Here is a 19,173-nt window from a genome sequence, read left to right as displayed (position 1 = left end):
GACCCCGCGCGGTCACGACGCGATCGTGATCTCTTTGGATGTCTCATAGATCGAGCCATCGTCGTCATACCACGTGAACCTGAATGTGCCGGCCTCGGGCACCACGGACTCGAACTGGAAATACGGATTGCTGGATATGCCCGGCTCCATCGCCACCTCGATCACAAGCTGATCGTTGAATTCGGCCACAAAGCGATTGATGATCGACCGCGGGATGATGGTGTCGACCTCATCCTTGCGCAGCCCGCTTTCCATCCTGTGGCTGATCAGGGTCTTGACCGTGATCACCTCGCCCACAGTGGCCGCCTTGGGAACCTTTACGCGGGGTTTTACGCCGGTTGTCATGCCTTGTCCTCCTGACTATCCACCACACCCGCCGACCGTGACCTTGACGAAGGCCGATGCCTGGCGGAACGTGCCGTCCGCCATTTCGGCAATCGCGATGACGTTCTGGGTCTTGGCAAGACGTATACGCGTCGATGCAACACCTTTGGGGTTCAGGGCGCCGAAACGGAATGTCGCGACCCGGAGCAGCGGGTTGCCCTCGGCGAATACTGCAACCGCCAAGGCCCCGGGGGCTGCGATCCTGATCGGAACCGTATTGCCATTCTCGGCGATTTCCGGCGCTGTCAGGCTGACCAGGCCTGTTGTCACGTCCGATCCGCCGGTGAACCGCTCGATTTCATCCGCAAGCGCGGATGCCGATGCGGACCCAAAGCCCAGGCCCGCACCCGCCGCAGCCCCTGCGCACAGGATAAAAGTGCTTCTTCGGGTCAATCTCATCGGATTATCCTTGTTCACGCGGTATGACGATGGGTCAGGCATTATCCGGGCATTCTACACGAGTTCCAGTGAAACCGCAGCACATTCATGTGTCTATAACGGTTGATGCCGCGTCGGTTTCCCCGCCACCGACCGCGATTTCGAGAGTTGCCGACGCATATGCGCCCGCCGCCCGGACGAGCGTTCAGATCCCGAACGCCCCCTATTCGGTGGTATCGAGATCCCGGCGCCCGACCGAGACATAGCGCGTAAAACCCGCCCGCCGGGCATCCTGTGGCGAGTAGATATTGCGCAGGTCGGCCATGGCCGGAAAGTTCATGTGCCTGGCAATCCGCTTCAAATCGAGCGCCCGGAATTCATTCCATTCCGTCAGGATCACGACCGCGTCGGCATTCCGCGCCGCCTTGTAGGCATCGTCGATCCAGTGGACACCGGGCAACAGATCCTCGCCCTCGCGGCGACCCTGCGGATCGACGACGCGCACCTTGGCTCCGGCGCCGATCAGGGCGGGCACCACGGTCAGCGCGGGGGCTTCGCGCATGTCATCGGTGTTCGGCTTGAAGGTCACCCCGAGCACGGCGATGGTCTTGCCCGCCACCGCACCGTCCAGCATGTCCACGATCTTCTCGACCATGCGCCGGCGCAGCTCGTCATTCACCTTGATCACCGTTTCGGTGATCTGCATGGGCAGACCGTGTTCCTGACCGATCCGGGCCAGCGCCTTGGTGTCCTTGGGAAAACACGATCCGCCAAAGCCGGGCCCCGCGTGCAGAAACTTGGCTCCGATGCGCCCGTCCAGACCCATTCCGTGGCTGACATGCTTGATATCCGCCCCGGTCCTCTCGCAGAGCGACGCAATTTCGTTGATAAAGGTGATCTTGGTCGCCAGAAAGGCATTGGCCGCGTATTTGATCATCTCGGCGCTTTCCAGATCGGTGGTCAGAATTGGAAAATCGCGCAGGTAAAGCGGGCGGTAGACCTCGGCCATCACTTCGGCGGCCCTGTCATGCTGAACCCCGACCACGACACGGTCCGGGCGCATGAAATCATCGATCGCGGCCCCCTCGCGCAGGAATTCCGGGTTTGATGCCACGTCGAATTCGGCATCCGGGTTGGCCTTGGCAATGACCTGTTTGACCTGCCGGTTTGTCCCCACCGGAACGGTCGATTTCGTGACCACCACGGCGTATCCGGTCAGGGCACCGGCAATCTCGCGCGCCGCATCCATCACATACCGCAGGTCGGCATGACCGTCGCCACGCCGGGTCGGGGTGCCCACGGCGATGAAAATCGCCGCCGCTCCGTCGATCGCACCGGCAAGATCATCGGTAAACGACAGGCGGCCCGCCGCGACATTCTTGGCCATGAGATCGGCCAGTCCCGGCTCGTAAATCGGAACCTCGCCCTGCTTCAGGATCGCGACCTTTGCGGGATCCTTGTCGACACAAACGACCTCGTGGCCAAAGTCCGACAGGCAGACACCGGACACCAGCCCGACATACCCGGTTCCAACCATCGCAATTTTCATGAAGCTCGCCCCATTCAGATATCGTGCGGGTCATGAACACTCCCGCCACGTCTGTCAACGCGTTGCCCGCACCTCTCAGAGATCGCAAATCCCGTAATACAGATAAGCGGCAGGCATCAGAAGCCGTCGCAACCCACCCAGCGGAAAGCGCGGTGGCAATGCGGACATGGCAGTGGAATATGGCAGTTCGGACCGCTTCGACAGCGCGAGGTCGGCCAGCAGGCGGCCCACATAGCTGCCCATTGCGACACCGTTGCCATGATAGGCAAATCCCGCGAGCAGCCCGCTCTGTTCCGGAATCGCCCCGACGAACGGCACACGCCGGCGCGACAGGCAGACCAGACCGGACCATTGATGCACCGAAGGCACCTCTTTCCACGCGGGAAACATCCGCTCGAAATCACGCCGGTTGCGCCGCCGCGCCTGCGCCTCTGCCGATGGAGAAGACCGCAGGCCGCCACGCAGACCAAAAAGAAAGCGCCGATCCGGCATCAGGCGGAAATAATGCAGCAGATTGCGCGTGTCATAGGCCATCTGGCCGCTGTGCCAGCCTTGTGCCGCAAGTTCGGCGTCGGTGAGCGGGCGCGTCACGATCACGTTGGACTGACTGGGCAGGTATCGGCCCGTCATCCAGTGCGGTATGTCCTCGCTGGAGTATCCGTTGGTTGCGACGATCACCGTATCGGCGGCAAGGACGCCCCGCGGCGTCTTCACGTGCCACGCGGAGCCCTCGCGCCGCAAATCGGTGACCGGACTTTTCTGATACAGATGCGCCCCTTGCCTCTGCGCGGCATCCGCCAGCCCGAACAGGTATTTTCGCGGGTTCAGGGCAAAACCCACCGGGGTCGTCAGCGCGCCGTGAAACGGCCCGTTCATGCCGTGATCGGCCAGATCGGCCGCTTCGATCAGGATGGGTTCCGGATCGCCGTCGCGCGTCAGGTCGCCGGCCTCGCGCTTCATGCGCTCCATGTCGCGCGGGCGATGCGCCAGCAGGGTCTCGCCCTGCGAATGCCGATCCACGTCGATGCCCAGTGTCTCGATCAGTTGATCGACCAATCTGACAGCCGCGTATTCTGCATCGCGGTAGCTCCGTGCGCCGTGCTCTCCGAATTGCCGCGTCAGCGCCGCGTCCGACGTTTTCGCCCCGCCAAGACAGCAGAACCCGCCGTTCCGCCCCGAGGCGCCCCATCCGGGGGTTTCCGCTTCGAGAACGGCAACGGCGGCTCCCTCCCGCGCCAGATGATAGGCCGCCGACACGCCAGTGAACCCGCCGCCGACAATCGCCACATCGACCCTTCCATCCTGCTCCAGCACGGGCCAGTCGGGCGCTGCGATGGTTTCATCCCACCAGCATCCGTTTCGCGGGCCCGGACCATAGGTAAAAGCCGGAAAAATCCGCCTCATTGTGCGCGCGCGGCCTGCTGCTCTTCACGCTTTTGCCGGATCATGCTTTGCTTGGAAACCAGCGACGCCGCGATGACACCGACGGTGACGATCCCGATCATCAGGGTCGACAGCGCGTTGATCTCCGGACTGACTCCCAACCGGACAGCCGAGAAAATCTTGATCGGAAGCGTTGTCGCCGACGGGCCGGATGTGAAAGAGGCAATCACCAGATCATCCAGCGACAGGGTGAACGCCAGCAGCCAGCCGGAGATCACAGCCGGAGCGATGATCGGCAGCGTCACCAGCCGAAACGCCTCGGCAGGGGAACAGCCGAGATCGAGCGCCGCCTCTTCGAGCGAACGATCGAAGGTGACGAGCCGCGAGGACACCACCACCGAGACATAGCACATCGAAAACGTCGTATGCGCGAGCACGATGGTCATGACGCCCCTGTCCAGCCCGATGCCGATGAACAGCAGCAGAAGCGACAGGCCGGTGATGACCTCGGGCATGACGAGCGGCGCATAGATCATGCCAGAGAACAGGGTGCGCCCAAAGAACCGCCCACCCCGCACAAGAACATAGGCGGCCATCGTTCCAAGCGCCGTGGCAAGTGTGGAAGACATCACGGCCACCTTGAGCGTGACCCAGGCGGCGTTCAGAAAGGCTTCGTTCTGCAACAGTTCGCCATACCACTTGGTCGAGAAACCCGCCCAGACGGTGACCAGCTTGCTTTCGTTGAAGCTGAAGATCACGAGGATGACCATCGGCAGGTAGAGAAAAACGAAGCCAAGTGTCAGCGACACCACGTTGAACCAGCTAAGGCGCATCATGTTTCTGCCTCCGACTGTTTTTGCTGGTTGCGCTGGAACAGCACGATCGGCACCACGAGGATCAGCAGCAACACCACCGCGACCGCGGACGCCACCGGCCAGTCACGATTCGAGAAAAACTCTTCCCAAAGAACCTTGCCGATCATCAGCGTGCCAGAACCGCCCAGGAGCGACGGGATCACGAATTCGCCAAGCGCCGGGATGAACACCAGAAAGCACCCCGCGATGATCCCGTTGCGAGACAGCGGCACGGTGACCAGCCAGAACGCCGACAGGCGCGAACATCCCAGATCCTCGGCCGCCTCGATCAGCGATCCGTCCATCCGGTCGAGTGCCGCATAGATCGGCAGGATCATGAACGGCAGATAGGTATAGACGATCCCGATATAGACGGCGGTATTGGTGTTCAGGATGGTCAGCGGCGTGTCGATCATGCCGATCCACAACAGGAACTGGTTGAGGAATCCCTCGTTGCTCAGGATACCCATCCAAGCATAGACCCGGATCAGAAAGCTGGTCCAGAACGGCAGGATCACCAGCATCATCAGCGTCGGACGCCATTCCTCTGGCGCGCGGGCCATGCCATAGGCCATCGGATAGCCGATCATCAGGGTCAGCGCCGTCGACACCACGGCAATCACGAGGCTGCTCAGATAGGCCCGCCAATACAGGTCATCCTGGGTCAGCCAGATGAAGTTCTCGACATCCAGTTGGCTGAAGAACGTGCCAAGACCCTCGGCCCAGTCAAGCGTCGGGGTATAGGGCGGAATCGCCAGCGCAGTGTCCGAAAGCGAGATTTTCAGGACGATGACAAAGGGCACCAGAAACAGCAGCAACAGCCACAGGTACGGGACCGCGATCAGGGCAAACCGGCGCATCATTCCGCCAGCATGACACCGGCCGTCGCCGTCCAGGACAGCCAGACCGGGTCTTCCCATGTGATGTTACGCCGCGCAATCCGCCGGGTATTCGCGGTCTGCGCCTTGATGATTGTGCCGGTCGGCAACTCGACATGGTATGTCGAGAGGTTGCCCAGATAGGCAATGTCCAGCACCTTGCCCTGAACCGCGTTATCCGCCTCTTGCGGTTTCTCGGTTGAAATCGTCACCTTTTCCGGGCGGATCGCCAGATGACAGGTCTGCCCATCGGAAAACGGCTTGGCAGAGGTCGCCACCAGCGGCGGCAGAGCATCGCCCCATGTGATACGATACCGCTCTTCGCCAATGGCGGTTGCCTCGCCGTTGATGATGTTCACATCACCGATGAAATCCGCGACATAGACACTGTTCGGGGTTTCATAGATCCGCGCGGGCGTCTCAACCTGGATCAACCGGCCTTCGTCCATCACGGCAACCCGGCTGGCCACCGTCATCGCCTCTTCCTGGTCATGGGTAACGATGACAAATGTTGTGCCGGTGGTTTCCTGAATGTCCATCAGCTCGAACTGGGTGTCCTGTCGCAGCTTCTTGTCGAGCGCGCCCAGCGGTTCATCCAGCAGCAGCAATTTCGGCGCCTTGGCCAGCGAACGGGCCAGCGCCACGCGCTGGCGCTGGCCGCCCGAAATCTGGTGCGGTTTGCGACGGGCGAATTTCTCCAGCCGCGTCAACTTGAGCATTTCTTCGACGCGGCGGTCTATCTCGTCCTTGGGCTTCTTGTCGCGCCGCAGCCCGAATGCGATGTTGTCCCAGATCGAGAGATGCGGAAACAGCGCATAGGATTGGAACATCATGTTGACCGCGCGCTTGTTGGGCGGCACCGGCCCGATATCCTTGCCCGCCAGTTCGATGCGACCCTTCGTGGGGGTCTCGAACCCGCCCAGCATCCGCATCATCGTGGTCTTGCCACATCCGGACGGCCCAAGGAGCGCAAAGAATTCCTTCTCGAAGATATCAAGTGACAGATCGTCAATGGCGGTAAAATCGCCAAAACGTTTGGTGACATTCTGAAAGCGGATCAGCGGCTTCTGCTGCGGATCGTCCCACGGTTCAAATTCGATGGCTTGCAAGGTTGCCCTCCCCCGGATCGAGAGTTCACAAAAAAGGCGGGTCAGATGACCCGCCTCGCTGGTATCGGATTCAGGTGCCCGACTTGATCTTGGTCCAGAGGCGGGTCACCACACGCTGAACCTTGGCGGGGTAAGGCGTGGTGGTGAACAGGTTCGACAGGGTCGCCTCGTCCGGATAGATCGCCGGATCGCCGATCACATCCTCGATCAGGAAGTCCTGCGACGCCTTGTTGCCGTTCGCGTAGTAAACATAGTTCGACGCGGCCGCCATGTTCTCGGCGTCCATGATGAAGTTCAGGAAGACGTGCGCAGCGTCAGGATTCGGCGCGTCCACCGGGATCGCCATCTGGTCGAACCACATCTGCGCGCCTTCCTTGGCCGCGTGATATTCGATTTCAACGCCGTTATCCGCCTCGGCTGCCCGATCGCGCGACTGAAGGATGTCACCGGACCAGCCGACCGCGACGCAAATGTCGCCATTGGCCAGCGCGTTCACGTATTCCGAGCTGTGGAATTTCTGGATGTAGGGACGAACCGGTGCAAATACCTCTTCGGCGCGCTGGATCACATCCGGGTCATGGCTGTCGGGGTCCTCGCCCAGATATTTCAACGCCATCGGAATCATTTCCGCCGGCGCATCGAGAAAGTGCACCCCGCACTCCGACAGCTTTTCCATGTTCGCGGGGTTGAAGACCAGCTCCAGCGAATTCACCGGCGCATCGTCGCCAAGCAATTCGCGAACCTTGCCGATATTCACGCCAATTCCGGTCGTTCCCCACATATAGTTGATGGAATAGGCGTTCTCGGGGTCGTATTGCTCGGTCCGCTCGGACACCACGTTCCACATGTTTTCGAGATTGGGGAGCTTTTCCGGATCGAGTTTCTGGAACGCGCCCGCCGCGATCTGCCGCTGCAGGAACGTGCCCGATGGCACCACGACATCATAGCCCGAGCCGCCCGCGAGCATCTTGGTTTCCAGAACCTCGTTGCTGTCAAAGACGTCGTAGATCAGGTCGATCCCGGTTTCTTCCTCGAACTTGGTCAACAGTTCTTCGTCGATATAGTCTGACCAGTTGTAGACCCGGACCTCGTCGGCCATGAGCGCATTGGCGCCAAGTGCCAGAACCGCAGTGAGTGTCACCGTTCGCATTATCATGAATATCTCCCCTTGGACTGCCGGATTGCCTCCGACCTGCAACATTTGATCAAGTTTTTCCTTCTTTGGCAATCATAGATATGCTTTCATGCCACAATGAAAGGTGCAAGAATTCCCGGCATGCACATGAAACGGGCGGGGAACGATGGTGAAAAACACAGCAAGCCGGGCGCCGGTCAGACCCGCGCAAATTCCGGCGCATGAGCTCGTCTATCAGCAATTGCGCGAACAGATCCTGTTCGGCGAAATGGCTCCCGGTCAGGCGGTCACCATTCAGGGGCTGACGGCGTCACTTGGCGCCGGGATGACGCCGGTACGAGAAGCGATTCGCAGGCTGATCTCCGAGGGCGCCCTCGTGTTTCAGGGAAATCGCCGGGTAAGTGTTCCGAGGCTAAGGGCCGAAGACGCGGAACAGATAATTTTCGTAAGAAAAACAGTAGAGAAAGAGCTATCACGACGGGCTGTCAAGAATATTTCGGTCGCAGACATCAATCATCTGGCCGCCATTGATACAGCCCTGGACCATGCCATTTCCAGTGGCGACATCGCCGGTTACCTGCGGGGAAATTACCAGTTTCATTCGACACTCTATGCCTTTGCCGACGCACCTGTCATGGCCGAGATCGCCGACCGGTTGTGGCTGCGTTTCGGGCCCTCGCTGCGCGTGGTCTGCGGCTGGTTCGGCACCCAGAGTCTGCCGGACCGACACAAGGACATCCTGACCGCGCTGCGCAGTGGCGATGCCGATGACGTGGCGAACGCATTGGTTCAGGACATCGCGCAGGGCATGGAAAAGGTTGCCGCGGTACTGGCGGAAGACAACTGATTCGATTGACAGCGCGAAATTTGATCATATTTTGAATTCAGACCTAATTTCGGGAGACAGCGCCATGAACGCCATAACGAATCATCTGCCAACGGCCGAGTTGCAGGCGCTTGACGCCGCTCATCACATGCACCCGTTCACTGCCGGCGGCGAACTGGCTGAAAAGGGCGCCAGGGTCATCACCCGGGCCAAGGGCGTGACTCTCACCGACAGCGAGGGCAACGAGATCCTCGACGGGATGGCTGGCCTCTGGTGCGTGAATGTCGGCTATGGCCGCGAGGAACTGGCCGAGGCGGCGGCGCGGCAAATCCGCGAATTGCCCTATTACAACACGTTTTTTCAAACCACCCATGTGCCCGCCATCGCACTCGCCAACAAGCTGGCGGAGCTTGCACCGGGCGATCTGAACCACGTGTTTTTTGCCGGGTCCGGTTCCGAAGCGAATGACACGAACATCCGCATGGTGCGCACCTACTGGGCAATGAAGGGGAAGCCGTCGAAATCGATCATCATCAGTCGCAAGAACGCCTATCACGGCTCGTCGGTGGGCAGCGGCAGCCTGGGCGGAATGACATATATGCACGCGCAGGGCGGCATGCCGATCCCCGACATTCACCATATAAACCAGCCGCACTGGTGGGCGGAAGGCGGCGACAGCACGCCCGAAGAGTTCGGCCTTGCCCGCGCCCGCGAGCTGGAAAGCGCCATCAACGAACTTGGCGAGGATCGCGTCGCAGCCTTCATAGCCGAGCCGATCCAGGGCGCCGGTGGCGTGATCATTCCGCCCGAAACCTATTGGCCCGAGATCCAGCGGATTTGCGACAAACACGAGATCCTGCTCATCGCCGACGAGGTGATTTGCGGTTTTGGTCGCACGGGCAACTGGTTCGGCAGCGAAACGCTGGGCATTCGTCCCGACATCATGACCGTCGCCAAGGGGTTGAGCTCGGGCTATGCGCCGATCGGCGGATCGATCGTCAGCGACGAGGTGGCCAATGTCATTGGCAGCGGCGAATTCAATCACGGCTATACCTATTCCGGGCATCCCGTTGCATCCGCCATCGCGCTGGAGAACCTGCGCATCCTCGAAGAGGAGAACCTGATCGAACACGTCCGTGACGTGGCCGCACCCTACATGCAGGAGAAATGGGCCACGTTGGGAGAGCACCCGATTGTCGGCGACGCCCGGATGGTCGGGCTGATGGGTTCTATCGCGTTGACCCCGAACAAGGAGAGCCGGGCCAGGTTCGCTGCGGACGAGGGCAGCGTCGGGCTGATCTGTCGCGAACGGTGTTTCGCCAATAACCTGGTGATGCGCCATGTGGGCGATCGGATGGTGGTATCGCCGCCGCTGGTCATCACACCGGACGAAATTGACACGCTGATCACGCGCGCGAAACGCGCGCTGGATGAGTGCCATGCCGAAATCAAGGAACAGGGGCTGCTTAAACCGGCGTCCTGATCTGGTTCCGGGGGGCGGATCATCGGGTCGCCCCCACTGCCTGCTTTCACCGAGGGTCCTGCAGCAGCACCCGCGAACGGGCGAGGCCGAGAAGCATGTCCAGGCATTTCTCGAGTTGCTCGATGCGCAGGAATTCATCCGGTTTGTGGGCCTGCTCGATTGAACCGGGGCCACAGACCGCGACCGACATACCCATCTGCTGAAACAGACCGGCTTCGGTGCCGAACGGAACCACATCCGCGCCGTTGGCTCCGAGCAGTGACGCCAGCAGGTCACGCGCGGCGTTCTCTGCCATCACCTGCAGACCGGCCACCTCGCCCACCACCTCTGTGACGATATCTGCCTCCGGACGGATCGTGCGCATCATCGGCAGCAGTTCGGTATCGACAACCCGCTGCATCGCCGTCTTGACGAACGCCGCATCGCCATCCTGAACCGGGCGCATTTCCCAATCCACCTCGGCCTTGCCCGCAATCACGTTATGGGCGACGCCACCTGTGATCCGCCCAACGTTGATCGTGGTCCAGGGCGGCTCGAACCGGCTGTCCTCCGGGGCGCGCATCATCAGTTCGCCGCGCAACTGCATCAGTTCGGCCACATATCGCACCGCGTATTCCACCGCGTTGACTCCGCGATGCGGTGCAGAGCCATGTCCTTCCAGGCCGCTGAAACGCACCGTATATTCGCAACATCCCTTGTGCCCCTCGATCACCTGCATGCCCGTCGGCTCGCCGATGATCGCCATTGCCGGCCTGATGCCGCGTTCCTGCAACGCCGGGACAAGGGCACGCGCGCCCAGGCAACCGACCTCTTCGTCATAGGTAAAGGCGAAATGGACCGGTCGCCGCAACTGTTGTTTCGCGAACTCTGGTGCCAGCACAGTCGCTGCTGCGATGAAACCTTTCATGTCGCAGGTGCCGCGGCCAAACAACGCTCCGCCGACTTCGCGCAACTCGAACGGATCGCTGGTCCAGTCCTGATCCGCCACGGGAACAACATCGGTATGACCGGACAACACGATACCGCCGGGTACATCCGGGCCAAGTGTTGCGAACAGATTTGCCTTTTTCCCGTCCGGTGTTTCAAGCAGTTCGACCCGCGCACCCGCATCCTCCAGCCGTGCGGCGAGATCGGCGACCATCAGGCGGTTGCTGTCGGAGGAAACGGTCGGATAGGATACCAGCCGCTCCAGATACCGGAGGGTTTCCCCAAGATGCTTTTTCATCGGCATTCTGGCGAAACGGTCTGTACGGCGGCAACCGCCAAGCCGGTAATGTCAGTCATGATCGCGCGCTCCGGTCTCAATCAAGCCTATCCAAACAGATATGAACAACAAGTCAATTTGCCGGTCAATTCCCGCGCAAATGCGCTCATTGTTGCTGCGCTTCCCCATGAATTTACGACCAAAACCGTATTCTTGGGCGAATTGGTTGCATGACCGGCATGCTCTGTGTTTAACTTTTTTCCAGAAAACAGCAGAACAATCTGCGGGAAGTCCAAGGGGAGCCAATTTGGCCAACACACATTCGTCTGACGCGTTCGTTGAGTTTGAACGCGTCCAAAAGAGCTATGACGGCGAGAATCTCGTCGTCAAGGATTTGAACCTTGTCATGCCCAAGGGTGAGTTTCTGACCATGCTCGGCCCGTCGGGATCCGGCAAGACGACATGCCTCATGATGCTGGCCGGGTTCGAAACTGCCACTCATGGCGACATCCGGCTGGACGGTGAGTCGATCAACAACATCCCGCCGCATAAACGCGGCATCGGGATGGTATTCCAGAATTACGCCCTGTTCCCGCATATGACGGTCGCCGAAAATCTGAGCTTTCCGCTGGAAGTGCGCAAGATGGGAAAATCCGAGCGCGAAGCCAAGGTCAAGCGCGTGCTCGACATGGTACAGATGGGTGAGTTTGGCGGCCGTCGCCCCGCACAGCTCTCGGGCGGACAGCAACAGCGTATCGCGCTTGCGCGGGCGCTGGTTTTCGAAGCCGAACTGGTCCTGATGGACGAACCGCTGGGCGCGCTCGACAAGCAGTTGCGCGAACACATGCAGTTCGAAATCAAGCGGATTGCCGACAATCTCGGGATCACCGTCGTCTACGTGACCCACGATCAGACCGAAGCACTGACGATGTCTGACCGCGTAGCGGTTTTCGATGACGGGCGCATTCAGCAGCTCGCGCCGCCCGACACGCTTTATGAACAGCCCGAAAACAGCTTTGTCGCGCAGTTCATCGGCGAAAACAACACTCTGGAAGGTGTCGTCAAGGAGATCAACGGCGACGTCGCACTCGTCCGGCTGGATGATGGCGAATTGATCGACTGCAAACCGGTCAATGTCAGCAAACCGGGCGAGCGGACCCGCGTGTCGATCCGACCGGAACGTGTGGAATACAACAAGGAGCGCCTTCAGGAAGGCGTTCACACCCTCAAGGCCGAGGTCATGGAGTTCATCTATATGGGTGACATTTTCCGGACCCGGCTCAAGGTTGCCGGGAATGATGAGTTCATCATCAAGACCCGGAACGCGCCGGACCAGGTCCGGCTCCAACCGGGCACCCAGATCGAAATCGGCTGGCTGCCCCAGGATTGCCGTGCGCTTGATGCGTAGCGGACAGAGGCGTCGCCGTGATCATTGTGGCGATGCAATCGGGTGGGCGCGGGCTTGCTACACCGACCCAATCCACCCCAACCACAGGAAAACCACAGGGAGAAATCACGAATGAAACCTATGAACCTACTCATGGCGACCACGGCGCTGGCCCTTGCTGGCGGCATGGCGAGCGCTCAGGACATGGTCGACGAGATGACCATCGTCAGTTGGGGCGGAGCCTATTCCAACTCGCAGCAAAAGGCCTATCACGAGCCTTACATGGAAAAGACCGGCGTCAAGATCATCAATGACGAAAGCTCGGCCGAAGCGGTGGCCAAGCTGCGCGCGATGAACGAAGCGGGTAACGTGACATGGGATGTCGTCGACGTCGTGGCCTCGGATGCCATCCGTCTTTGCGATGAAGGCCTGGCGATGGAAATCGACCCGGACACACAACTTGCCGCCGCGCCGGATGGTACGTCCGCTGCGGATGATTTCGGCAACCTGCTGGTTTCCGAGTGCTTCATCCCCCAGATCGTCTATTCCACGGCCTTTGGCTATCGCACCGATCTTGTCGGTGACACGCCTCCGGATGACATCTGTGATGTCTTCGACACCGAAACCTATCCCGGCAAGCGTTCGCTGGAAAAGCGTCCGATCAACAATATGGAATGGGCGCTGCTGTGTGACGGCGTAGCCAAGGAAGACGTCTATGACGTGCTCGCCACCGCGGAAGGCCAGGAACAGGCGCTTGCCAAGCTCGACACCATCAAGGACGACGTGATCTGGTGGTCTGCGGGGGCCGACACGCCCCAGCTTCTCGCCGATGGCGAAGTTGTCATGGGTTCGACCTATAACGGCCGCCTGTTCAGCGTGATCGAAGAGCAAAAGCAACCGGTTGCGATGCTCTGGGATGCGCAGGTGTTCGATCTTGACGGCTGGATCATTCCCACTGGTCTTTCCGAAGAGCGTCTGGCCCGGGCTCTGGACTACATCATGTTCGCGACAGACACGCAGCGTCTCGCGGATCAGGCCAAGTATATCAGCTACGGTCCCGCACGCGCATCTTCGGCACCGCTGGTCGGGCAACATGCCGAACTCGGCATCGACATGGCGCCGCACATGCCGACCGATCCGGCAAATGCCAAGAACACATTCCTCTACAACTATGAGTTCTGGGCCGACTACCGCGACGACATCGACGCCAAGTTCCAGGCATGGCTGGCCAAGTAAGCCGCTGACCTGAAACCTCTTCCGGGGGCGGTATCCCGCCCTCGGACCGGTGCCTGGCGTGTCGCGCACGCCCGACGGCCGCCCAGCAAGGAACATTACCATGAGCGATCAATCGACTTCCGGTCCGGTACTCGCCGCTGACGCCACACCCCTCAAACGCAGCCTGGCACGAGCGCTCAGACTTCAGAAGATGCGCGCACTTGCATTGATCGCGCCCTTGCTGCTGTTCGTTCTGATCACCTTCATCGCCCCGATCGCGGACATGCTGTTCCGCTCGGTCGAAAACCAGATTGTCTCCGAAACCCTGCCGCAAACTGTCGTGGCGCTCGCCGACTGGGATCCGACCACCGGCGAGGCTCCCGACGAAGCCGTATACAGGGCGCTCGCCGCCGACCTGAAGGTCGCGGTCGAAGACAAGACGCACACCAGGCTGGGTTCGCGCCTGAATTATGAATTGACCGGCGCATCCTCGCTGTTCCGCAAGAGCGGGCGCAAGGTTAAGCGCATGGATTTGGAAAGCGACACGTCGTTCAAGGAAGCGTTTTCCGATATCGACCGGAAATGGGGCGAGGTTGCGATCTGGGAGACGATCCAGACCTACTCTCCCAAATATACCAACGGTTATTTCCTGAACGCCGTTGACATGCGCAAAGGCCCCGACGGACCCGAGGCGCGCCCGGAGAACCAGCAGATTTACATGATGCTGTTCGGCCGCACCCTGTTCATGAGCCTGGTGATCACGATGTCCTGCATCATACTGGGATACCCGGTCGCCTGGCTTCTGGCCAACCTTCCGACGCGCACATCGAACCTGCTGATGATCCTCGTGTTGCTGCCCTTCTGGACGTCGCTGCTGGTGCGGACATCGGCGTGGAAAGTCATGTTGCAGCAACAGGGGGTGATAAATGACACCCTGGTGTGGCTCGGGCTGGTTGCAGATGACGCGCGGCTGGTGATGATCAACAACCAGTTCGGCACGATCGTTGCGATGACGCATATCCTGCTGCCCTTCATGATCCTGCCGATGTATTCGGTGATGCAGACAATCCAGCCAAGCTATCTGCGCGCGGCCAAGTCCATGGGGGCGACCAACTGGACCGCGTTCTGGCGGGTCTACTTCCCGCAATCGGTGCCCGGCATCGGCGCCGGCTCGATCCTCGTCTTCATCCTGTCCATCGGATATTATATCACGCCGGAAATCGTGGGCGGCAATACCGGTACGTTCATTTCGAACCGTATCGCCTATCACATCTCGAGTTCGCTGAACTGGGGTCTGGCGGCGGCGCTCGGGGCGATCCTGCTGGCCGTGGTCCTGCTGCTCTATTACGTCTACGACAAGATCGTCGGCATCGATAACGTCAAGCTGGGAGGTTGAGGCGATGGCCGCTCTGACACCAATTTCACGGACCCCCGCCTCCTTCTATGTCCCTGTCGTGGCGCTGACCGGCGCGTTCGCGGGGCTTCTGGTGGGCACGGCACAGGACAATTCGCTTCTCGGCATCGTCCTGGGCGCGGCCCTGATGGCGGCGGTCGCCTTCCTGATGACCAGCGTCATCGGGCAGGAAAAGGCATCCCGTTGGGGTCTCGTCATACTGATGCTTCTCGCCGGGTTTGCGATTGGCGGCATCCCGGGCGCGGTGATCGGGGCGCTGTTCGGCTGGTTCTTCGGATGGTTTACCTTCTGGCTATTCGAGGGACGCTATCGCGCCAAGATCGCACCCTACCTCACGCCCGGCCAGGTCCTGTGGCATTTTGCCTTCCGCGTGATCTGCGGCGCGATCTTCGTTTTCCTGATCACGCCGATCCTCGTGGTCATACCGCTCAGCTTCAACGCCGAAAACTTCTTTACCTTCACCCCGGAAATGCTGCGCTTTGATCCTGCGGGATATTCGCTCAAGCATTACGAAGACTTCTTTACCAATTCCGATTGGCAGAACGCGCTGCGCAACTCGTTGCTGATTGCGCCGGTCGCGACATTCCTCTCGGTCAGCTTCGGCACGCTCGCCGCTATCGGCCTCAGCCAACCGCATGTGCCGTTCCGGCGCGCGATCATGGCGATCCTGATTTCACCGATGATCGTGCCGCTGATCATCTCGGCGGCCGGCATGTACTTCTTCTACTCGCGCATCGGGTTGCAGGGCACCTATCTTGGTGTCGTGCTGGCCCATGCCGCTCTGGGCATTCCCTTTGTCATCATCACCGTCACCGCCACCCTGGTCGGGTTTGACCGGTCGCTGACGCGGGCTGCGGCAAATATGGGGGCCAACCCGGTCACGACGTTTTTCCGCGTACAGATGCCCCTCATCCTGCCGGGGGTGATTTCGGGCGGGCTCTTTGCGTTCATCACTTCGTTTGATGAAGTCGTCGTCGTGCTCTTTGTCGGCTCTGCCGGGCAAAAGACGCTGCCCTGGCAGATGTTCACGGGTCTGCGCGAACAGATCAGCCCGACGATCCTCGCGGTTGCGACGATCCTCGTGGTGGTGTCGATCGCCCTGCTGACGGTTGTTGAACTGCTCCGTCGCCGCTCGGAACGTCTGCGCGGGATGAGTCCGGTTTGACACGAGGTCCGAACCTCTTGCGCAATAGCTTTTCGGGCCGCATTGCGCGGCCCGATTTGTTTCTTTGGCTGTCAGCGCAGACGTTTCAGCAGGTTCATTGACGCATATCCATCAGGCGTCAGCCCCGAAGCCACCTGATAGGCCCGGACCGCATCGATGGTCAGCGGCCCGATGCGGCCATCCACGCCCTGCGTATCAAACCCCTTGTCGGTCAGCCGTTGTTGCATTTCCTTGCGTTCGCTCAGGGTCAGCGCACGATCGCTGCGCGGCCAGTTCGCCTGAATGGGCGGTCTCCCGGCGATACGGTCAGACAGATGTCCGACACCGATCACGTAGGCATCGGCGGAATTGTAACGTTCGATCACCGCGAAATTCTGGAAGATCAGAAATGCTGGGCCCTTGCCCCCTGCGGGCAGCAACAGCGATGCCGGCCCGTGATCCGCGATCGCGCCGTTGACGCCCGCCACACCCATGCGCGCCCAGTGGGAAACAGGTTTCCTGATCTTGCGATCCGCCAGCCGGAAATCGAACCCTTGTGGAAGCGTCACTTCCACGCCCCAGGGTTGGCCACTGGTCCAGCCGAACCGGGCGAGATAAGCCGCCGTGGACGCCAGCGCATCGCTGGGATCATCCGACCAGATATCGCGTTTGCCATCCCCGGTGAAATCCACCGCGTAATCCAGATAGGATGTCGGCATGAACTGAGTATGACCCATCGCCCCTGCCCAGCTGCCGGTCATCTTGCGCGCCGTCGTGTCACCCGATTGCAGGATTTTCAACGCCGCAATCAATTGCTCTTCGAAAAACGCGCTGCGGCGGGCGTCATATGCCAGCGTCGCCAGCGCGCGGACGATATCTGTGCTGCCGCGATAGCTGCCATAGGCGCTTTCAAGGCCCCAGACCGCAACCACGACTTCTTTCTCCACTCCATAGCGCGCCTCGATGGCTTCGAGCGTGGCACGGTGCTGGTTCAGCGCCGATTTGCCGTTGCGCAACCGTGTGTCCGATACTGCACTGTCGAGATATTCCCAGATCGCCTTGGAAAACTCGGATTGGTTGCGGTCGCGCCGGATGATGTCGGCATCATAGGTCACGCCGTCAAACGCGGCGTCAAGAACATGCGGCGTGATCCCCTGCGCGATTGCGCGCGTACGGAACTCGCGCAACCAAATCTGAAAATCCCCGTTCGACGTGTTCTCCTGCACGGGGGTTTCCTTTGCCTTGATGGTCTGCGGCCGCGCCGTCGGGCGCAGCGAATAGGTCAGGCTCGCGGTTGCCAGTCGCGTCACCTCGGCCTGCGGTCTGCCTTCCGGTCGGACGCTCTCCTGTTGTGTTCCCGCGTGAACGCCGCCTGTCATGGCCAGGGTAAGAACCCCGGCGATCCTCCAGTTGCACATCGTTTTTGCCCCGGTTTTCTTGTTCTGCTCTGGCCCGATACTATCGCGAATCCGGATACCGGAACAGGGGCATTCTCCCGTCCTGCGGGAAATGGCCAATGCGCGAAAACACGCCGGCGGGGGGATCGATCCCGACAGATGACAAGACAGACCGCTCTGCGTCAGGCGCCGGTCACACCCTCCTGGCAGGTCCGGTCCTGCTGCTGGAACCGCGCAATCGCCTCGCGCAACAATGGAATGCGCCGCGGACGAAAGCTCTGCTCGGTCACGACGAGGTCACGCATCCGGTCCAACCGGAACGCCCGAAAATCCTGGCGCAAATGGCACCATGCAACCAGCATCGTCGAGCGATCCAGATAGGTTATGCCGAGCGGATCGACACGCCGGCGCGTTCTCGCCCCCTGCGCGTCGCAATAGGCAAACTCGACAGCGGTCTCATCCCATGTCGCCCGCCGTAATTCCGAAACGGCAATTGCAGGCGCTTCCGGTCGGGAAAAACGACGCGCCGCGAGAACCGCGTGGGCCAACCGATGCGATTGGCGGGATGGCAAACGCGCCTGGAGCTTGTTCAATGCCGACCGTGCGGCAGCAACCAGATCCGGATCGCCGATCTGTTCAACCTCGCGCAAGCCCAGCACCAGCGCTTCCAGCTCGTCATTTTCGAACCCGAGCGGTGGCAAGGTGGCATCCTCGATCAGGGTGAACCCGAACCCCGCGGCGCCATCGATCACCGCACCCAAACCGCGCAGCGTATCAATATCTCGGTGCACGGTGCGCGGCGAAATATTCAGGTCCTGCGCCAGAGAGTGCGCCGTGTGTGGCGGCGCACCGCTGCGCAGACATTGCATCAACTGAAAGAGGCGCGCAGTTCGGGACATCCTGCTGTCTAGCATAGGCTTGATGTCAGTTTTTGTCATCAAGAACGGATAGGGTCTGCACAATCACACATACAGGAGACCATGGATGCTCGTCCTATACACTTATCCGGCGGGATCAGGGCAATTCAGCCTCAGCCAGTTTCGCGTCAAGGCCGCCGCTCCGCTGAAAATGTCAGGCCGCGACTGGTCCCGGCGTGATTTCGACGACCTGCGCAAGATGCCGCTGGCCAAGCTGCCGGTGCCGAGCACACAAGAGCGGTTGATCCCTGACAGAAGCTCTGATGATGTGACCGCCCCCCGACGGCATCGATGTGCCAAGGTGGGTCTGCGATGATCCACAAAGGCGGACGGTCACATCATCAGAGCTCATTGAAGCCCATCATCGTGCGGGCAATGCGCTTGATGAAGCGGTGATCCTGTTCAAGGATGTTGTTCAGGTATTTGACCTGCCGGATCTCGACCGGGCGGCCGTCGCCGGTGAATTTCAGGATCATGTTCACCGCCTGCAGGCCGGCCAGGTTTGCGCCGCTCTTG

The 19,173-nt window shown here is 60.5% G+C and carries 19 protein-coding genes and 1 pseudogene; 8 read left to right on the top strand and 12 right to left on the bottom strand.

Going from position 1 to position 19,173, the window contains the following annotated elements; translation table 11 throughout:
* Nucleotides 1–12: 12 nt before the first annotated feature.
* The 8 genes from soxZ to AB9K34_RS02400 all read right to left on the bottom strand — a co-directional run bounded on the left by soxZ (nucleotide 13) and on the right by AB9K34_RS02400 (nucleotide 7,691).
* Nucleotides 13–345, bottom strand: coding sequence for a thiosulfate oxidation carrier complex protein SoxZ (gene soxZ, locus AB9K34_RS02435; protein WP_369952854.1), 333 nt, complete (start codon nucleotides 343–345; stop codon nucleotides 13–15).
* 15 nt (nucleotides 346–360) lie between these two features.
* A complete protein-coding gene (gene soxY, locus AB9K34_RS02430; protein WP_369952853.1) occupies nucleotides 361–783 on the bottom strand; it encodes a thiosulfate oxidation carrier protein SoxY in 423 nt (140 codons plus the stop codon).
* A gap of 202 nt (nucleotides 784–985) precedes the next feature.
* Nucleotides 986–2,311: a UDP-glucose/GDP-mannose dehydrogenase family protein gene (locus tag AB9K34_RS02425; RefSeq protein WP_369952852.1), complete on the bottom strand. Its 1,326-nt coding sequence runs from the start codon at nucleotides 2,309–2,311 to the stop codon at nucleotides 986–988.
* Nucleotides 2,312–2,386: 75 nt separating this feature from the next.
* On the bottom strand, nucleotides 2,387–3,715 hold the full coding sequence (locus AB9K34_RS02420; protein ID WP_369952851.1) for an NAD(P)/FAD-dependent oxidoreductase: 1,329 nt from the start codon (nucleotides 3,713–3,715) through the stop codon (nucleotides 2,387–2,389).
* A complete protein-coding gene (locus AB9K34_RS02415) occupies nucleotides 3,712–4,530 on the bottom strand; it encodes an ABC transporter permease (protein WP_369952850.1) in 819 nt (272 codons plus the stop codon). The genes AB9K34_RS02420 and AB9K34_RS02415 overlap by 4 nt, the downstream gene beginning before the upstream one ends.
* Entirely contained in the window at nucleotides 4,527–5,408 is an 882-nt protein-coding gene (locus tag AB9K34_RS02410; protein ID WP_369952902.1) for an ABC transporter permease subunit, read from the bottom strand. The genes AB9K34_RS02415 and AB9K34_RS02410 overlap by 4 nt, the downstream gene beginning before the upstream one ends.
* A complete protein-coding gene (locus AB9K34_RS02405) occupies nucleotides 5,408–6,535 on the bottom strand; it encodes an ABC transporter ATP-binding protein (RefSeq protein WP_369952849.1) in 1,128 nt (375 codons plus the stop codon). The genes AB9K34_RS02410 and AB9K34_RS02405 overlap by 1 nt, the downstream gene beginning before the upstream one ends.
* A 70-nt stretch (nucleotides 6,536–6,605) precedes the next feature.
* Nucleotides 6,606–7,691, bottom strand: a complete 1,086-nt coding sequence (locus AB9K34_RS02400; protein WP_369952848.1) for a polyamine ABC transporter substrate-binding protein — start codon at nucleotides 7,689–7,691, stop codon at nucleotides 6,606–6,608.
* A 145-nt stretch (nucleotides 7,692–7,836) separates the two neighbouring features.
* Between AB9K34_RS02400 and AB9K34_RS02395 the strand changes: the two genes are divergently transcribed.
* Together AB9K34_RS02395 and AB9K34_RS02390 are read left to right on the top strand one after the other, a co-directional pair.
* Nucleotides 7,837–8,517 (top strand): GntR family transcriptional regulator, encoded by a 681-nt coding sequence (locus AB9K34_RS02395; RefSeq protein ID WP_369952847.1) that lies wholly within the window; start codon nucleotides 7,837–7,839, stop codon nucleotides 8,515–8,517.
* 64 nt (nucleotides 8,518–8,581) lie between these two features.
* On the top strand, nucleotides 8,582–9,979 hold the full coding sequence (locus AB9K34_RS02390; RefSeq protein WP_369952846.1) for an aspartate aminotransferase family protein: 1,398 nt from the start codon (nucleotides 8,582–8,584) through the stop codon (nucleotides 9,977–9,979).
* Between the two features lie 46 nt (nucleotides 9,980–10,025).
* On the opposite strand, the gene argE is transcribed toward AB9K34_RS02390, so the two are convergent.
* Nucleotides 10,026–11,204, bottom strand: a complete 1,179-nt coding sequence (gene argE / locus AB9K34_RS02385) for an acetylornithine deacetylase (RefSeq protein WP_369952845.1) — start codon at nucleotides 11,202–11,204, stop codon at nucleotides 10,026–10,028.
* Between argE and AB9K34_RS02380 the strand changes: the two genes are divergently transcribed.
* The 5 genes from AB9K34_RS02380 (at nucleotide 11,193) to AB9K34_RS02360 (ending at nucleotide 16,364) form a co-directional block, all read left to right on the top strand.
* Nucleotides 11,193–11,417, top strand: a complete 225-nt coding sequence (locus AB9K34_RS02380; RefSeq protein WP_369952844.1) for a hypothetical protein — start codon at nucleotides 11,193–11,195, stop codon at nucleotides 11,415–11,417. The two genes, argE and AB9K34_RS02380, sit on opposite strands and share 12 nt — an antisense overlap.
* 73 nt (nucleotides 11,418–11,490) lie before the next feature.
* On the top strand, nucleotides 11,491–12,591 hold the full coding sequence (locus AB9K34_RS02375) for an ABC transporter ATP-binding protein (RefSeq protein ID WP_369952842.1): 1,101 nt from the start codon (nucleotides 11,491–11,493) through the stop codon (nucleotides 12,589–12,591).
* Between the two features lie 111 nt (nucleotides 12,592–12,702).
* On the top strand, nucleotides 12,703–13,806 hold the full coding sequence (locus AB9K34_RS02370; RefSeq protein WP_369952841.1) for an extracellular solute-binding protein: 1,104 nt from the start codon (nucleotides 12,703–12,705) through the stop codon (nucleotides 13,804–13,806).
* Nucleotides 13,807–13,906: 100 nt separating this feature from the next.
* Entirely contained in the window at nucleotides 13,907–15,181 is a 1,275-nt protein-coding gene (locus AB9K34_RS02365; protein WP_369952840.1) for an ABC transporter permease, read from the top strand.
* A gap of 4 nt (nucleotides 15,182–15,185) precedes the next feature.
* A complete protein-coding gene (locus AB9K34_RS02360) occupies nucleotides 15,186–16,364 on the top strand; it encodes an ABC transporter permease (RefSeq protein ID WP_369952839.1) in 1,179 nt (392 codons plus the stop codon).
* 71 nt (nucleotides 16,365–16,435) lie between these two features.
* Here the strand turns inward: AB9K34_RS02360 and AB9K34_RS02355 are convergent, their stop codons facing one another.
* On the bottom strand, nucleotides 16,436–17,722 hold the full coding sequence (locus tag AB9K34_RS02355) for a lytic murein transglycosylase (RefSeq protein WP_369952901.1): 1,287 nt from the start codon (nucleotides 17,720–17,722) through the stop codon (nucleotides 16,436–16,438).
* A gap of 200 nt (nucleotides 17,723–17,922) precedes the next feature.
* On the bottom strand, nucleotides 17,923–18,639 hold the full coding sequence (locus AB9K34_RS02350) for a helix-turn-helix transcriptional regulator (RefSeq protein WP_369952838.1): 717 nt from the start codon (nucleotides 18,637–18,639) through the stop codon (nucleotides 17,923–17,925).
* Between the two features lie 85 nt (nucleotides 18,640–18,724).
* On the opposite strand from AB9K34_RS02350, the gene AB9K34_RS02345 reads away from it, so the two are divergent.
* Nucleotides 18,725–18,973 carry a hypothetical protein gene (locus AB9K34_RS02345; protein WP_369952837.1) on the top strand — a complete coding sequence of 83 codons (249 nt, stop codon included), beginning with the start codon at nucleotides 18,725–18,727 and terminating at the stop codon, nucleotides 18,971–18,973.
* A gap of 37 nt (nucleotides 18,974–19,010) precedes the next feature.
* Here the strand turns inward: AB9K34_RS02345 and AB9K34_RS02340 are convergent.
* A pseudogene (locus AB9K34_RS02340) lies at nucleotides 19,011–19,173 on the bottom strand (IS6 family transposase); the annotation flags it as partial.

Origin of the sequence: Sedimentitalea sp. XS_ASV28 (genome assembly GCF_041224545.1) — a bacterium.
GTDB lineage: Bacteria > Pseudomonadota > Alphaproteobacteria > Rhodobacterales > Rhodobacteraceae > Sedimentitalea.
This window is presented reverse-complemented; position numbering and strand designations above follow the sequence as displayed.

Coding starts and splice junctions, on each gene's coding strand:
- soxZ (WP_369952854.1), bottom strand. CDS start 345: ATGACAACCGGCGTAAAACCCCGCGTAAAGGTTCCCAAGGCGGCCACT.
- soxY (WP_369952853.1), bottom strand. CDS start 783: ATGAGATTGACCCGAAGAAGCACTTTTATCCTGTGCGCAGGGGCTGCG.
- AB9K34_RS02425 (WP_369952852.1), bottom strand. CDS start 2,311: ATGAAAATTGCGATGGTTGGAACCGGGTATGTCGGGCTGGTGTCCGGT.
- AB9K34_RS02420 (WP_369952851.1), bottom strand. CDS start 3,715: ATGAGGCGGATTTTTCCGGCTTTTACCTATGGTCCGGGCCCGCGAAAC.
- AB9K34_RS02415 (WP_369952850.1), bottom strand. CDS start 4,530: ATGATGCGCCTTAGCTGGTTCAACGTGGTGTCGCTGACACTTGGCTTC.
- AB9K34_RS02410 (WP_369952902.1), bottom strand. CDS start 5,408: ATGCGCCGGTTTGCCCTGATCGCGGTCCCGTACCTGTGGCTGTTGCTG.
- AB9K34_RS02400 (WP_369952848.1), bottom strand. CDS start 7,691: ATGATAATGCGAACGGTGACACTCACTGCGGTTCTGGCACTTGGCGCC.
- AB9K34_RS02395 (WP_369952847.1), top strand. CDS start 7,837: ATGGTGAAAAACACAGCAAGCCGGGCGCCGGTCAGACCCGCGCAAATT.
- AB9K34_RS02390 (WP_369952846.1), top strand. CDS start 8,582: ATGAACGCCATAACGAATCATCTGCCAACGGCCGAGTTGCAGGCGCTT.
- AB9K34_RS02380 (WP_369952844.1), top strand. CDS start 11,193: ATGCTTTTTCATCGGCATTCTGGCGAAACGGTCTGTACGGCGGCAACC.
- argE (WP_369952845.1), bottom strand. CDS start 11,204: ATGAAAAAGCATCTTGGGGAAACCCTCCGGTATCTGGAGCGGCTGGTA.
- AB9K34_RS02370 (WP_369952841.1), top strand. CDS start 12,703: ATGAAACCTATGAACCTACTCATGGCGACCACGGCGCTGGCCCTTGCT.
- AB9K34_RS02365 (WP_369952840.1), top strand. CDS start 13,907: ATGAGCGATCAATCGACTTCCGGTCCGGTACTCGCCGCTGACGCCACA.
- AB9K34_RS02360 (WP_369952839.1), top strand. CDS start 15,186: ATGGCCGCTCTGACACCAATTTCACGGACCCCCGCCTCCTTCTATGTC.
- AB9K34_RS02355 (WP_369952901.1), bottom strand. CDS start 17,722: ATGACAGGCGGCGTTCACGCGGGAACACAACAGGAGAGCGTCCGACCG.
- AB9K34_RS02350 (WP_369952838.1), bottom strand. CDS start 18,639: ATGTCCCGAACTGCGCGCCTCTTTCAGTTGATGCAATGTCTGCGCAGC.
- AB9K34_RS02345 (WP_369952837.1), top strand. CDS start 18,725: ATGCTCGTCCTATACACTTATCCGGCGGGATCAGGGCAATTCAGCCTC.